The sequence below is a fragment of the Pseudanabaena sp. Chao 1811 genome, assembly GCF_027942295.1.
Lineage (GTDB): Bacteria > Cyanobacteriota > Cyanobacteriia > Pseudanabaenales > Pseudanabaenaceae > Pseudanabaena.
Map to the genome: position 1 here is coordinate 1,198,516 of NZ_CP101416.1, position 12,826 is coordinate 1,211,341.

Here is a 12,826-nt window from a genome sequence, read left to right on the forward strand (position 1 = left end):
AAAAGGCGGTGCTATGCACCGCCTTTTTGTATTTTGTATTGTGATTGAACTACAAAGGACTTAACCCACTCTGTTGCAGCAAATTGAAGGAGTCTTTGAAAATCATCACGACACCTAAGCCCAGCAGAATTACTAAGCCGCCCTGCATCACATTATTTTGTAACTCTTCGGGTAAGGGTTTACCTCCACGCAAAGCCTCGATCGCTAAAAATACCAATTGACCACCATCGAGAGCAGGCAAGGGCAAAATATTGATAATTGCGAGGTTAATACTAATGATTGCTGTGAAATCAAATAATGCTGCCGCATCGGATTTAACTAATTCTGAACCCATCGCCACGATCGCTACAGGTCCTGACAACTGCGAAGCCGTATTTTGGAAATTTGTGGCAAGTTGTTTTAAGCCTTGAACAGTCATCACGACTAAACGCTCAAAACTTTGAGTCGCATTATCAATTGCTTCACCAATATTATGTACAGCTCGACGATGGGGCTTACCTGTAAAGTCCAATCTGACCCCGATTCTGCCTTTACCAGCTTCACCATCAGGCAAGATTGGTACTTGCAGCATTTTGCCATCGCGCATTACCTGCAAATCTACGGTTTGATTGGCATTTTTGGCAATCAAGGACTGAAAGCGATCCAAGGTGGTCAAACTGGTGTCAAATTTTGTACCGTTAGCCGCCAAGATAATATCGCCAGAGCGTAAACCTGAAACTGCCGCAGGTGCATTTGGTTCAAGAATTTTCGTAATTCTTACCCCTGGTTGATCGACAGTGCCGATACCAACGCTCAGGGTCATGACTAATAAAACTAGATAGGCAAATACAAAGTTAGCGATGACCCCTGCACTGATCACGATCGCGCGATCGACGATGGGGCGATTTTTCATCAAGTTGGGATCATTAGGTGGGATATCGCTATCTTCGTCATCATCGGGAAAGCCGACATAACCACCAAGGGGAATTGCCCGCAGCGCATATTCCGTTTGCTTACCCTGATATTTCCACAGCACAGGTCCAAACCCAATCGAAAATCGATTTACATGAATACCCTGTACACGGGCAGCCATAAAGTGTCCGAGTTCATGAACCAATATCAGAATCGCAAGTACAGCAATTGCAGGCAATGCAGACATAAGCTTTGCTCTAAGAATTTACTAAGAATAATTTGGGATGACGTTGAATGTGAGATGCAATACACACAGATTGTTTTGCGATCGTAACACAACTAAAAGCGAAGGAATGCCATACAAGCTTTTGCTTTTAAGTATTTTTCAGGGACTCCCAAAAAAACTTATGTTAAGATTAATGTATATATGTCATAAATTATTTCAATTAATTAATTTTTATTAACTGCGGTGCTGCAATGAACAACACAATTCGCCTTGCTGCTTCAATTAGTCGCCTAATTCTTAGTTCAGACTCCGCACCAATTTCTTTAACACAGGGCGCATTGCTTTTGCTGCGGGTTGTGTTGGGTACGGTCATGATCCATAACGGATTCGATAAACTAGCAGATATTTCTGGTTTTGCCGAAGCCTATGTAGAAGTAATCGGTCTACCATTTCCGATCTTTTTTGCCTACTGTGCTGCTATTACTGAAGTTGTTGCCTCACCCTTGTTAGCTTTAGGTTTTTTGACTAGACCTGCGGCTTTAGGGCTGTTTGTAACAATGCTAGTAGCAACCTATCACCATATTTTGGTTGGTGGATTTTCAATTCCATCAATTGAGCTATCCTCGATTTATGCTACATCCTTTGCTTTCTTTGTCATTTATGGTGGTGGCAAATATGCGATCGATACTTTGATTGCGAATCTACTTGGCAAAGTATTATCAGGCGATGCAGAAGCAGATGCAAGTACACAAGCTGTAAAAGTTACTATTTCCAACAAATAAATATTTATTATTCACAGCAAAAAGCAGCACAAAGTGCTGCTTTTTGCTGTTAGTGAGATAAAACTATTAATAATCTTCAAGGATCTAATAATCTCTAATAGTTTCCTTAAGACAGATGACAACCTACAGATTATTTTCCTTTTTTGATACTTTTTGGAACTAAATAAGCGATCGCAAAGTATCTCCAAACTAAATTTATTTTAATTTATATAAAAAGGTATCACACAACACGCTTTTATTGAAAGTTATAGAGATTAAAATCCTACTAGGCTAAGTATCCTAACAAATTTAGTAAAATTAATTGTGCATAATACTTCTAACCAAAACTTATGCCGTAATTAATGTCTTTAATTCAGATACTCAAATCATTTAGCGTAAATATTTTCAAGATAATCGAATAATTGAAGATGACTGCGCTAGAATATGTGCGGATGAGTATTTCTAGATCGCATGTTTAGTTTCAGTATTGACAGTCGTCTTCTGTTTCATCGTGGCAGGCTTCTTTCCGAAATCTCTATCTCTACACATATCTGATTGTTGAAGCAAGTATTATGTCTATTTATGTTGGTAACCTCTCTTATGAGGTTACAGAAGATGATTTAAAAGCCGTATTTGCAGAATATGGCAAAATCACTCGTGTTCATTTACCCATTGATCGCGAATCTGGTCGCCCACGCGGTTTCGCTTTTGTGGAAATGACTGATGAAAAAGAAGAAGATGCGGCGATCGAAGCACTCGATGAAGCAGAATGGATGGGTCGTTCACTCAAAGTGAACAAAGCTAAGCCTCGTGAAAGTTCTGACTCCTTTGGTGGTGGCAGAGGCGGCTTCAAAGGCGGCGGTGGTCGTCCTTCAGGTGGCGGCGGTCGTAACCGTTACTAAATAAAAAAGAGGAGATGCAAAGCATCTCCTCTTTTTTATTGGTTAATGGAGCGTCTTAAGGCTGAACCATCACCAATGATTCCTAAATTTCTGATGGTTTGATGTTTTCTAGCTTCTTCAAGCTTGTTGAGGTCGTTGTAGCTAACCCAAGCAATACAGTCTACGGGGCAAGTATCGATCGCTTCCTGTACCAAATCTTCTTCATCGCCATCTTGGGCAATTACCCTTGCGCGTCCATATTCTTGCTCTAAAAAGAAGGTGCTACTAGCTGTATGGGCGCAATGTCCACAACCAATACATACAGTTTCATCGACAAATACTGCATTTTGTCGCAACTCACCACCCAGTTCGGGTTCAAAGCCAGAGCGATCACTAATATCTGGCTCTAAACCCGTGGATAATGGTTCTGCTGTATGAATAGGCAAATTATCCATTCCAACGCTGGAGAACTAAACGTACTGAGCCATCTTCACGTACTTGCTGCTCAGCGAGAGCAAATCCTTGGTTGCTCGATTCGCTCATCACTGTGGCGATCGCATAACGCTGAGTGACCTTTTGCAAGAAGCTTTCCACAGTCCAAGGTTGTTGCCAAAACTGCATATCAGCGACTAGGGCATATTCAGAGCCATTCCACTGAAAGCCAACATCATAACCATTGTCTTGGGCAATTACCACTTCAGCCTCGGTTGTTGCACCTTGATGACCGCGCATGGGCGATGCTCCAGATTTCCAGTTGACTCCTAAATCAGTTAGAGCCTTTTGAAGCGGTTCTAAACTACGGATTTGGGTTTTTACTTGGCTAAAATGTGACATAGGGTTTATCCTGACTTCGATCTAATGGGCAAATGGACGAGATTTTTAAATTTTTTTGTTTAATCTGGTGAAAACTTGGATTTTCAGGGCTTTATTACCATTGACTAAATCTAGAAGCGTCCATGTCTGACACGCGATCGAGTTGCGTAGCCGACTGAGATGTAAGTTGCTGCTGAGCAAAATTTTCGGAAGTTAACTCTCGATGAGCGACTATCCCTAGTTTTGCTTCGATCGCTGCTGTCACCTCAGCACAACTAGAACCGACAATGCCTGTCACACGCTCTTCGACCCGACCATCTGGGTAAATAATGAATTCCAGAGTTTCCATGCTGGTTCTAGCTATTGAGTTACTAGACAGTTTGACGCAAAGTTCCTATAAACGTCAAGAAGCCAACCCCGCAAAATTAACAGGCTTTTCTGATACTTGTAATAGAGCGATCGCAATGTTTAGCAAGGATTTTCAGGTTTTTATTAATTAATTAAATTTATTTTAAATTTTTTGAATTTGCCTAAACTGTGACAAGACACTCCTTAAGGAATAGGGAAGAAATTGTCATGCTTCGCACTAAATGCTCTGATTGGTTTGGAAGCGCACCCCAAAGGGGTGCGCTTCCAAGATTTCTATATAGATTATTCAAATGGGAATTGCAGATCGAGAATTTGGGCGATCGCATAGGGACATTCTGAAGGTAAGTCATGCAGATCAAGGGGCGTTTCTTTTAAAACTAAGTTAATCCCTTGGCGAAATCCCTTTTGAACCGCTTCATCAAGGTAAGGCTTTAAGCTGGGATTCTCTTGCAAAATTTCTAAAATCTCATCCCGTTGTTCACGAATAGTGGCTCGCCAACTTTTACTACGCAATTCTGGTTGATAGTCCCACTTTAATAAATGCCCAATTAAAATTCCTAAACGATTGCGGAGTTCCTGCTTTTGCAGCCTACCCAAAGATAAAATCTCCTCTACCAAATTTTCAATATCTAGCCCCTGCCATTGTCCCCAACGTAATAATTCAGATTGCTCTTGTGTCCAAGCGTAAAAATCTTGTTCATATTGATTAATAGGTTGATTGCCAACGAGAGTATTAGAGCGATCGCCTTGCAAATTTTGCTTTAAGTCTGATTGCAGCATTAAGATCACCTCATCTCTAATCAGCTACCTTGATCCCAAAATACAAAATGCGTAGCCATTTTGTATTTTTAAAATCCTTACTGGGTTTGTTTTTTAATTCACAAAGGTGTAGTCACACTTTTGTGAATTGGTATTACTACTTTGCCATACCTCATATCTATAGAGACTGCAACTTTGGATTTGTCGCGGCTTGACTCAATCGGAAAAGTTGCGATATCACCTCGGAGAATTGGCTTCTCCAAAAAGCAAGGACAAGAGAGTAAGGTCGTCGTAACTGGCAAAATCCACACCCTACGTCGGATCTCAGTGGAGTAATAATCACATTCAGTCCGACTATCAGGGGGAAAACAAGTATTTTCGTAAATGTACAGAGTTGTGGGTAAGTCTTGAAATTGGTATGTGGCGACGGGATGGTAATCCAGATAGGCGATCGCTAAGTTGACCAACAAAAAAAATGGTACGGCTAGAGTAAAAATTGCTAAAAATGGAAAAAAGATAAATGGGCGAAATAAGATAACTCTCTGGTTACGGGCAGTCTGCGATCGCCACCTGAACGCAAACCCTATAACCATAATTAAAAATATCAATACAGCGATCGGCTTGACTATTTCCCAAGTAGGGATCATCTGTACAAAGCTCATACCAACAAGTGCAGGTAGGCTAAATACAATAATTAACTGCTTTAGATATTGAGAATTTGTAAATGCTTGTTTACGCACTTCTTTACTTATCCTTAAAATGTTCCATAGCAATTTGCTATAAATTTAGGCTAATGTGAGTTTTGAGGAGATACAGATGCAGGTTACTCTAGCTAGTCTTGAGCATCTTGACGAAGTTTCTAGATTATTTGACCAATATCGCGTTTTTTACAATCAGCCTTCAGATCTCAATGCTGCTAAAAACTTCCTTCAGGACAGGTTACAGGCTCAAGATTCTACTATCTTTATAGCGAGTGAAGGGGGACATGTGGTTGGATTCACCCAACTGTATCCCAGCTTCTCCTCAGTGTCGATGAAGCGTGTTTGGATTTTGAATGATTTATTTGTAGACGAACCTTACCGAAAGCAGGGAGTTGCCAAATTGTTGATGAATGCGGCTGAGCAATTTGCACGGGAAACAGGAGCAGTCCGACTTGTTTTAGAAACGCAAATTTCTAATATTGCAGCGCAGTCTCTATACGAATCGCTTGGATACATCAAGGACAAAGATTTTTATAACTATGCGTTACATCTGTAGAGGCTATGAAACAAAAAAGGCACTTGCTAAGCAAGTGCCTTTTTTGTTTAGGTTAATGGAATCGGGCAGAGTCGAACTGCCGTCCGCACTAGCGCCTAACCTCCCAGTCATTCACAGGTTTATCCAATCTAATCCTCTTGGAGGGAACTGCTATTTATCTCTAGCAATGGGAGATGCACTGATAAAGTCTTAAGCGAAAAGCCTACCAGAGAAAGCTATTCACAGCATCCGTTGATTGGTTGAGTGGGGCATTTAACGGAGTCATACACCACTCCTCGAAACCGAAAAGTTTGGTTCTTAGGCTGCTACTGGAGCTGCTTTACGAGAGAAAGATACAATGTTGTTCGCATGTACTTGTTTGAACCATTGATTTACGAGAGATAGTCCGCTCTCGACCTGCATCAAGGGATAGCTTCTACTAACACGTCGAAACCCTTACGATCCCAATTGCGTTAACTGCGATTAGATGAAGTAGAAATTGTACATACAGAAGTTGTAAATCTCAGCCTATCTATCGACCGTTAGATTAATCATAGCTTACAAAACTAATAACTGGGGCAAAATTTTTACTTGAGACAAAAAAGAAGCGGTGCTTTGCACCGCTTCTTTTTTGTTTAGGTTAGTTACCCATTTGCCGACGAAGAGCTTCTAACTCAGCATCGATCGCTGCACCAACACTTGGTCTTGCCGCATCCGATGGAGGTAATGCGCCTTGAGGTGTAGGACTACTAGAAATCATCTTTGCCTTGAGGGCGGCGAGTTCATCATCGACACCACTACCAGCTTCTAGCTGAGCAAACTGTGATTCTAGATTGTCCATACCCAGTTCAGAGCTAGCACTTGCCTTAGCTTCTGCCATTAATACACGCTCTTCCATGCGCTCAAAGGTCGCCGCAGCAGAGTTGGTATTGACCTTGCCCAACATATTGTTGAGATTTTCTTGAGCCTTAGCCGATTGCAATCTTGCCTTAAGCATTTCTTTCTTGGTTTTCGCCTCAGAAATCTTGCCTTCGATCGCAATCAGATTTTTCTTGAGAGTATCTACTTGAGTTGTTTGTTGATCTAAACCAACCTTTAAAGTTGCCGCCGCATCCGCATGGGTTTTCTTGCGACTGAGAGCTTCCCTTGCTAGGTTTTCATCTCCCTTTTGGAGAGCTAGCATTGCCCGTTTTTCCCATTCTTGGGCTTGAGTTGCACTTTGATTATATTGTTGCTCTTGGCGCTTGAGGGCAGCCATTGATTGCGCGACAGCTTGGCGCAATTGCACCAAATCTTCTTGCATATCAATGATTGATTGCTCCAGAATTTTTTCTGGATCTTCAGCAGCCGTAACCATTGCATTTACATTGGACTTGACCACCATACCAATGCGATCGAGTAATCCCATAATCCTGTCCTTTGCGTTAGGGAGTAAATTGTCTACATACTATCATGAACGAAAAACATCGGCAGTGCATACACTACCGATGTTTTTCGAGATTATAGCAGCTCCGGGATTTGAACCCGGGACCTACGGATTATGAGACCGTCGCTCTAACCACCTGAGCCAAGCTGCCGCATTTGTTAATATAACATAGCTGATGTAAATTTTTTGCAATATTTGGTTTGAATTTTTGATCAGGACAGCGATTTATGCTTACTTAAAATCCAGATAAATTTCCAAAAAGCTTTCCTTGCAAGCTTTTTGGAAATTTATCTGGACTAACCAAAGATAAAAGGCAGCGCTTCGCGCTGCCTTTTATCTTTGGGGGGATGTACCGTAACATATTGTCCCTTCGTGGTAGAACTCAATACACCAACCAGTAACGGGTTCAAAGATCCATGTATCCCAATCTTGCGCCACAATTTCCGCGATCGCATCCTTAACCAGTTGTAATGGCATTTCTAAAGTGGGCTGATGGGCGGAATACCAGAGGATGTTGACATTGGGATTAATCAATTGCTTAGTTTGACAAAGCTGCTGAAAAGCTGAAACCACATCATGACTATGCCAATTTAAACAAATACTTTCAGGGACACTTTGCCAATCAATTTGTCCATATTGCCAAGGGAAAGACTGGCTCAGCCATTGCTCTAGATGTTTTGCAGCAGAGCTATTGGACAAGAAGATCTGGCAAGCATCTATCGGAATGCCGATATCCGTTAACCAATTTTGCGCTGCTTTTAACTGCGATCGCTGGCGCACCACAGCTAATTTTTGTGCTAGTTGAGACTGGCTTGCCGAATCTTCCATTTATTGATGAATACATGCTCTGTCACCAGTACATACTAAAATGACTCGTAGAGAAAATTTCAACATTTCTTAACCTCTACTGATCGCATAGCTAAATTTCTATTCTGGACAAATTAAGGTCACAAAATTTATGGTCGCAACCCCTAACACCACAGACGCAGCCACTCCCGCCTTCAAAGATGACTTTCGCGAAGGCATTCAGTACTTTGGCGAACCGTTGGAGGGGTTCGACGAACTCGGACGGATTCCTGTCCTCAGTCCTGATAAATCTGGTGTTACCGATCCCCGCGATCGTGCATCGGTTTTTCAAACATTATTAGCTGCTGATGCTTTGCGCTATCTCACCTTACAAATTACTGGTAGCAAAGCCTCAGGACACCCCGGAGGATTTGCCAGCAGTGCTGAAGCTGTGGCTGCATTCTATATGCTCGGTCATAAGAATATGCCAACAGAAGTAGGACACCATGCTCCCGGTTATTACAGTGCGATGTTTTTAGATCGCTCCCTCGAAGATATGGGAATTAATACTGTTGCTCAAATGCGCGATCGCTATCGTGAAAAACATGGCTTACTCGGTCACTTGTCGGGCTACATCCCCGGAATTCTTGCACCTGCGGGTCCTCTAGGACAAGGACAGCATTTTGCGATGGCAGGTGCGTTGTTGCATCGCGATAAACTATTCCCTGTCACAATCGGTGATGGTGGACTAGGTGAACCCTATCCCATTAGCTCGATCGCCCATTTCCATACTGCCTATCCTGAAGTTACTAATTTTGTACCGATTTTGGTATGGAACGGCTATAGCCAAGAGCATCACAGCATGGTTTCCACCAAAACTAATGCCGAGATGATCGCCTTCTGGAAAGGAAATGGCTTCGATGAAGTAATTCTGGTTGATGCTAAGGATTTTGACGATCAAAATCAAACAGGTACTTACGTCGATAGTACTGCCTTCTCTTTGAAACAACGTCTTGCTTTTACCGAAGCAGTTCTCGTCGGTGCAGATCAAGCTGCGAAACTTGCCTTTGGTGGAAAGCTGACTGTATTTATCATCAAACAACTTAAGGGTGCAGGTGTTCACGCTCGTGGCGCAAAATCCCATAACCTCTATGCTCATCACACCCTCGATAATCCCGATGTTGTTGCTGGTTTAAAATCTCGCGCTCTCAATCCTGAAGCATGGCAAACCGTCAGCACTAACTTGCAATGGGCTGGTGGTGGTTCTTCTTCTAAAACTGCTGTTACTGAATCCGTACTCCCTCTAACTGATTTGGGAACATTGCCCTTAGAAGAATATGCCGTTGGTGGAGAAGCGAAGATTGCGACAACCGCAATGGGTCGCCTAGTTGGCTATGTTGGACAAACCGATAAGCGCTTCATCGTCACCAATGCTGATGGAAACGAAGCTTCGGGTATTGCGAACATCAACCAAGCGTTGAAAATCAATCACCCTACTACCGATGATCTCTATAACCAAGCCCCCGGTGGACAGGTTTATGAACCTCTCAATGAAGATGCCTGTGCTGGTTTAGCAGTTGGTTTAGCGCTATTTGGTAGCCGCACTCTCTGGTGTTCCTATGAATCCTTTGCAATTAATGGACTTCCCATTTGGCAAACCGTGACTCAGGCTATGGCAGAGCTGCGTCGTCCCACTCCTGCAACTGTGTGTTTATTTACCGCAGGTGCTTTGGAACAAGGTCGCAATGGCTGGACACACCAACGTCCTGAAATCGAAGGATATTTTGCATCGATGATGCGTAATGGCAATATCTTCCCTCTCTTTCCTCTTGATGCCAATAGCATTCAAGTTTGTTATGACTGGGCTTTAAAGGCGGTCAATAAAGGTGTGGTCATTACCGCCAGTAAGTCACCTCTACCTATCCGTACTACCTTCGAGCAAAATCGCCAAGCTCTCGAAGATGGCGCGATCGCTTTGCAAGAAATTGCAGGTAGCAAGAAGGTGGTTTTTGCTGTTATCGGCGACATGATGCTATTGCCTGTATATGAAGCAGCGCAAAAACTTGCCGAGCAAGGTATCGGTTCTAAGATTGTTTCCATTGTTAGCCCCCGTCGCCTCTATCGGTCAACGGATGTGGCTTGGGATACTTGCTCTGAGCCAGATGGCAAGTTCCTTAGTGATGCTGATTTTGAGGCACTATTTGGTGGTGATGCCTTGATTGGTGTTGTTGGTGGTGCTTCGGCAATGCTGGAGCCTGTGATGCTCCGTAGCAACAGTAAGCGCGATGTCTTCTCATGGAAGCGCGGCGAAACTACCGCTTCGGCTGGTCAGTTGTTTGATTTTAATGGAATGAATGCTCAGGCAATTAGCGATCGCGCTAAGCAGTTACTTGCCTAAACTTTAAAGAGATGTTTTGCAAAGCAAAACATCTCTTTTCACAACATAAAGCGATCGCTATTTGCTAAAAGTAAAATCATGATTAGAAGGGCGATCGCTTTATGAGATGTTTGCTAAATCCCTATGCAAATCAGGGCAGTAACGGCGATCGCTTATAGTTAATTGTAAGATTAAAATAAATTGAGATGAGCGATCACAGGAGTAAACCTAATGACTCAGGCAATTGCAGAAAAAACATCACTGTATGATTGCGATCTCAATCTATGGTAGTAGGCTTTGATTTCTTCGGGTGGTGTGACTTTGAGGCGTTGGGCTAATAGGTTTCTAACTGGATCTACAAAGGGCGATCGCGGGTTCCATGTATAGAGGTGAGTTTTGCCCACTAATCGACTAACTAATAAGCCTGAGTCTTCAAATTTTTGCAGTTGTTTCTGTACTGAACTCAAGGATATCTCAAAGGTATCGGCGATCGCTTTGCCGTAGCCTTCTTCATAATTTTCAAGATATAGCAAAACCTGTTCGGGTGTTTTACCGCCAAAAAGTTCTTTCAGCATAGGTTTTAAGTCTAAGAACATCTACCTATTATAGGGGGTATATAGTTGTTATTAGAGGTAGATATTTTGCTTGAGTTAAAGGCGATCACTTCTCAAATAACCACATCACAAGGAGATCGCTAAACGATCCAATTTTCTAACCCTAATCCAGAAATATTGATAAAATCCTTTGTGTTATTCGTAACTACCTTATCATGACGAGATCTCGCTACAGCAGCAATCATGGCATCTAATTCACCGGTGGGTTTACCGATTTGTCTAAGTTCTGATTGGATTTTGCCAAATTCTTTAGCTGCCAATAGATCGAAACTGATAATTGGCATATCTTTGAGAAAAAGTTCAAGTGAAGCAAGGTTCTGTTCTACTCGCTGTGAGCAGTAAACTCCCTTATAAAGTTCAGCAACATTAATTGTGGAAATATAGCATTCATCAGCACAGGCATTAAAGGACGAAACAACGGGAGAATTACCTTTGAGCAGTGCGATGCATATGTTTGTGTCGAGTAAATACATGGATAATTAGAAGTCGAAAGAGTCAATATTTCTGCCATAGTCTTGATGGCGTTGTGTATCAATATCAGCAAATATTAGATCGATGTCGGGCTGGTTACGCCATGCACCGAATACACCGTTTAGTCTTGCTAGTCTTGCGCTTTTATCGATGGGTTTGTCTGCTTCAATTTCTAGAAATACTGTTCCATCAGGAATATTAACTATATCTAACAGTTTAATCGTTTGCCCTGATTTAATACCTTGAATTTGTAGTTTCATAGTTTTACAGCACCAGTAACATATTGCTAGATTAACATAACTGTCTTGAATGGTTTGGGACAATACCTTTCCAATAACCACGTCATAAGGCGATCACTATTTGATGGAAGTAAAACCGCGATGATCGCTTTAAATGATGCAAAACAAATGCATGGCTTATGAGATAGTCGCTAAATCGCTATTTGAATAAGTGCAGTAAAGGCGATCGCTCCTTGAATAACTGTAATAAGAATCGATCACTATATAATGAGAATAAAGTTTATTGCGTAGATTTTCACAAATAACTCTATTCATCAAAACCCACAAACATCGTTGTTTCAATAATCTCTTATTGGAAATTGAATACAAGACTAATTCAGAAATTTAATCAAATTATTCCTCTAACCCTTGAGCAAAAGATCGATCTGCAAAGGGTCTGTGAGTATGAAAAACTTCCTAAAGATTGCTTTTTATTAGAGCATGGTAAAATTTCCAACCATGTTTATTTTATTTTAGAAGGAACTGTAATCTGTATTCATTACAGCAACGGCAAAGAAATTATTCCTTGGTTTGCTTTTGAGAATGATTTTGTCAATTCACATTTTAGTTTTATTCATCGACAGCCTAGTGTAGAAAGTCTTTTTACTCTATCTGATTGTCATCTTCTCTCCATAAGTTATGAGAATTTGCAGTATCTCAACAGAAAAGATCCTGTTTGGAATAAGTTGTTTTACTCTGTAGTAGAAGGTTACTATCTTGAAATACAAGAGCGTTTAGTATCTTTACTAGCCCAATCAGCTTCTGAACGTTATGACAGCTTGATTCAGCAATATCCAGATATCGAACAAAGACTAAAGCTTGGTCATATAGCATCATTTTTAGGAATAACTCAATCCACGCTCAGTCGGCTTAGGGTTGGAAGATCTCGTCGTCAGCATTTGAAAAAAAGCTAAACCTCAAAAATTATTGCAAGGATT

At 41.6% G+C, this 12,826-nt stretch carries 17 protein-coding genes, 1 tRNA gene and 1 other RNA gene; 6 read left to right on the forward strand and 13 right to left on the reverse strand.

Annotated features, from left to right (window positions below; all coding sequences use genetic code 11):
- Positions 1-49: 49 nt before the first annotated feature.
- On the reverse strand, positions 50-1,138 hold the full coding sequence (rseP, locus tag NMG48_RS05620) for an RIP metalloprotease RseP (protein ID WP_271254340.1): 1,089 nt from the start codon (positions 1,136-1,138) through the stop codon (positions 50-52).
- Between the two features lie 230 nt (positions 1,139-1,368).
- Between rseP and NMG48_RS05625 the strand changes: the two genes are divergently transcribed.
- Together NMG48_RS05625 and NMG48_RS05630 are read left to right on the forward strand one after the other, a co-directional pair.
- Entirely contained in the window at positions 1,369-1,899 is a 531-nt protein-coding gene (locus tag NMG48_RS05625) for a DoxX family protein (protein ID WP_271254341.1), read from the forward strand.
- 551 nt (positions 1,900-2,450) lie between these two features.
- Positions 2,451-2,780, forward strand: coding sequence for an RNA recognition motif domain-containing protein (locus tag NMG48_RS05630; protein WP_271254342.1), 330 nt, complete (start codon positions 2,451-2,453; stop codon positions 2,778-2,780).
- A 35-nt stretch (positions 2,781-2,815) separates the two neighbouring features.
- Here the strand turns inward: NMG48_RS05630 and NMG48_RS05635 are convergent, their stop codons facing one another.
- The 3 genes from NMG48_RS05635 to NMG48_RS05645 form a co-directional block, all read right to left on the reverse strand.
- Positions 2,816-3,214 carry a ferredoxin gene (locus NMG48_RS05635; RefSeq protein WP_271254343.1) on the reverse strand — a complete coding sequence of 133 codons (399 nt, stop codon included), beginning with the start codon at positions 3,212-3,214 and terminating at the stop codon, positions 2,816-2,818.
- Entirely contained in the window at positions 3,207-3,593 is a 387-nt protein-coding gene (locus tag NMG48_RS05640) for a DUF1257 domain-containing protein (RefSeq protein ID WP_126388866.1), read from the reverse strand. Before NMG48_RS05640 ends, NMG48_RS05635 begins: the two co-directional genes overlap by 8 nt.
- Before the next feature lie 94 nt (positions 3,594-3,687).
- Positions 3,688-3,921 (reverse strand): DUF2997 domain-containing protein, encoded by a 234-nt coding sequence (locus NMG48_RS05645; RefSeq protein WP_126388868.1) that lies wholly within the window; start codon positions 3,919-3,921, stop codon positions 3,688-3,690.
- Between NMG48_RS05645 and NMG48_RS05650 the strand changes: the two genes are divergently transcribed.
- A complete protein-coding gene (locus NMG48_RS05650; protein ID WP_271254344.1) occupies positions 3,920-4,072 on the forward strand; it encodes a hypothetical protein in 153 nt (50 codons plus the stop codon). The two genes, NMG48_RS05645 and NMG48_RS05650, sit on opposite strands and share 2 nt — an antisense overlap.
- Positions 4,073-4,223: 151 nt before the next feature.
- Here NMG48_RS05650 and NMG48_RS05655 read toward each other — a convergent pair whose 3' ends face one another.
- Both NMG48_RS05655 and NMG48_RS05660 read right to left on the reverse strand, forming a co-directional pair.
- The gene (locus NMG48_RS05655) at positions 4,224-4,721 is read right to left on the reverse strand and encodes a DUF29 domain-containing protein (RefSeq protein WP_271254345.1); all 498 of its coding nucleotides are present in this window, start codon (positions 4,719-4,721) and stop codon (positions 4,224-4,226) included.
- Positions 4,722-4,819: 98 nt separating this feature from the next.
- Positions 4,820-5,440: a hypothetical protein gene (locus NMG48_RS05660; RefSeq protein WP_271254346.1), complete on the reverse strand. Its 621-nt coding sequence runs from the start codon at positions 5,438-5,440 to the stop codon at positions 4,820-4,822.
- A 76-nt stretch (positions 5,441-5,516) separates the two neighbouring features.
- Here NMG48_RS05660 and NMG48_RS05665 point away from each other — a divergent pair, with 76 nt between their 5' ends.
- On the forward strand, positions 5,517-5,957 hold the full coding sequence (locus NMG48_RS05665) for a GNAT family N-acetyltransferase (RefSeq protein WP_271254347.1): 441 nt from the start codon (positions 5,517-5,519) through the stop codon (positions 5,955-5,957).
- Between the two features lie 53 nt (positions 5,958-6,010).
- On the opposite strand, the gene ssrA is transcribed toward NMG48_RS05665, so the two are convergent.
- The 4 genes from ssrA to NMG48_RS05685 all read right to left on the reverse strand — a co-directional run bounded on the left by ssrA (position 6,011) and on the right by NMG48_RS05685 (position 8,190).
- Positions 6,011-6,402, reverse strand: a transfer-messenger RNA (tmRNA) gene (gene ssrA, locus NMG48_RS05670).
- 174 nt (positions 6,403-6,576) lie between these two features.
- Positions 6,577-7,344, reverse strand: coding sequence for a PspA/IM30 family protein (locus tag NMG48_RS05675; protein WP_126388881.1), 768 nt, complete (start codon positions 7,342-7,344; stop codon positions 6,577-6,579).
- 95 nt (positions 7,345-7,439) lie between these two features.
- Positions 7,440-7,513 (reverse strand) — tRNA-Met (locus NMG48_RS05680).
- 182 nt (positions 7,514-7,695) lie between these two features.
- Positions 7,696-8,190 carry a CDI toxin immunity protein gene (locus NMG48_RS05685; protein WP_271254348.1) on the reverse strand — a complete coding sequence of 165 codons (495 nt, stop codon included), beginning with the start codon at positions 8,188-8,190 and terminating at the stop codon, positions 7,696-7,698.
- Between the two features lie 130 nt (positions 8,191-8,320).
- Between NMG48_RS05685 and NMG48_RS05690 the strand changes: the two genes are divergently transcribed.
- Complete coding sequence (locus NMG48_RS05690) at positions 8,321-10,546, forward strand: phosphoketolase (protein ID WP_271254349.1); 2,226 nt, start codon at positions 8,321-8,323, stop codon at positions 10,544-10,546.
- Between the two features lie 215 nt (positions 10,547-10,761).
- Here the strand turns inward: NMG48_RS05690 and NMG48_RS05695 are convergent, their stop codons facing one another.
- From NMG48_RS05695 to NMG48_RS05705, 3 genes are all read right to left on the reverse strand, one after another.
- Positions 10,762-11,100 (reverse strand): hypothetical protein, encoded by a 339-nt coding sequence (locus NMG48_RS05695; protein WP_271254350.1) that lies wholly within the window; start codon positions 11,098-11,100, stop codon positions 10,762-10,764.
- 119 nt (positions 11,101-11,219) lie between these two features.
- On the reverse strand, positions 11,220-11,612 hold the full coding sequence (locus tag NMG48_RS05700) for a type II toxin-antitoxin system VapC family toxin (RefSeq protein WP_271254351.1): 393 nt from the start codon (positions 11,610-11,612) through the stop codon (positions 11,220-11,222).
- Between the two features lie 6 nt (positions 11,613-11,618).
- Positions 11,619-11,870 (reverse strand): hypothetical protein, encoded by a 252-nt coding sequence (locus NMG48_RS05705; RefSeq protein ID WP_271254352.1) that lies wholly within the window; start codon positions 11,868-11,870, stop codon positions 11,619-11,621.
- A gap of 338 nt (positions 11,871-12,208) precedes the next feature.
- Here NMG48_RS05705 and NMG48_RS05710 point away from each other — a divergent pair, with 338 nt between their 5' ends.
- On the forward strand, positions 12,209-12,802 hold the full coding sequence (locus NMG48_RS05710; protein WP_271254353.1) for a Crp/Fnr family transcriptional regulator: 594 nt from the start codon (positions 12,209-12,211) through the stop codon (positions 12,800-12,802).
- Positions 12,803-12,826 lie beyond the last annotated feature (24 nt).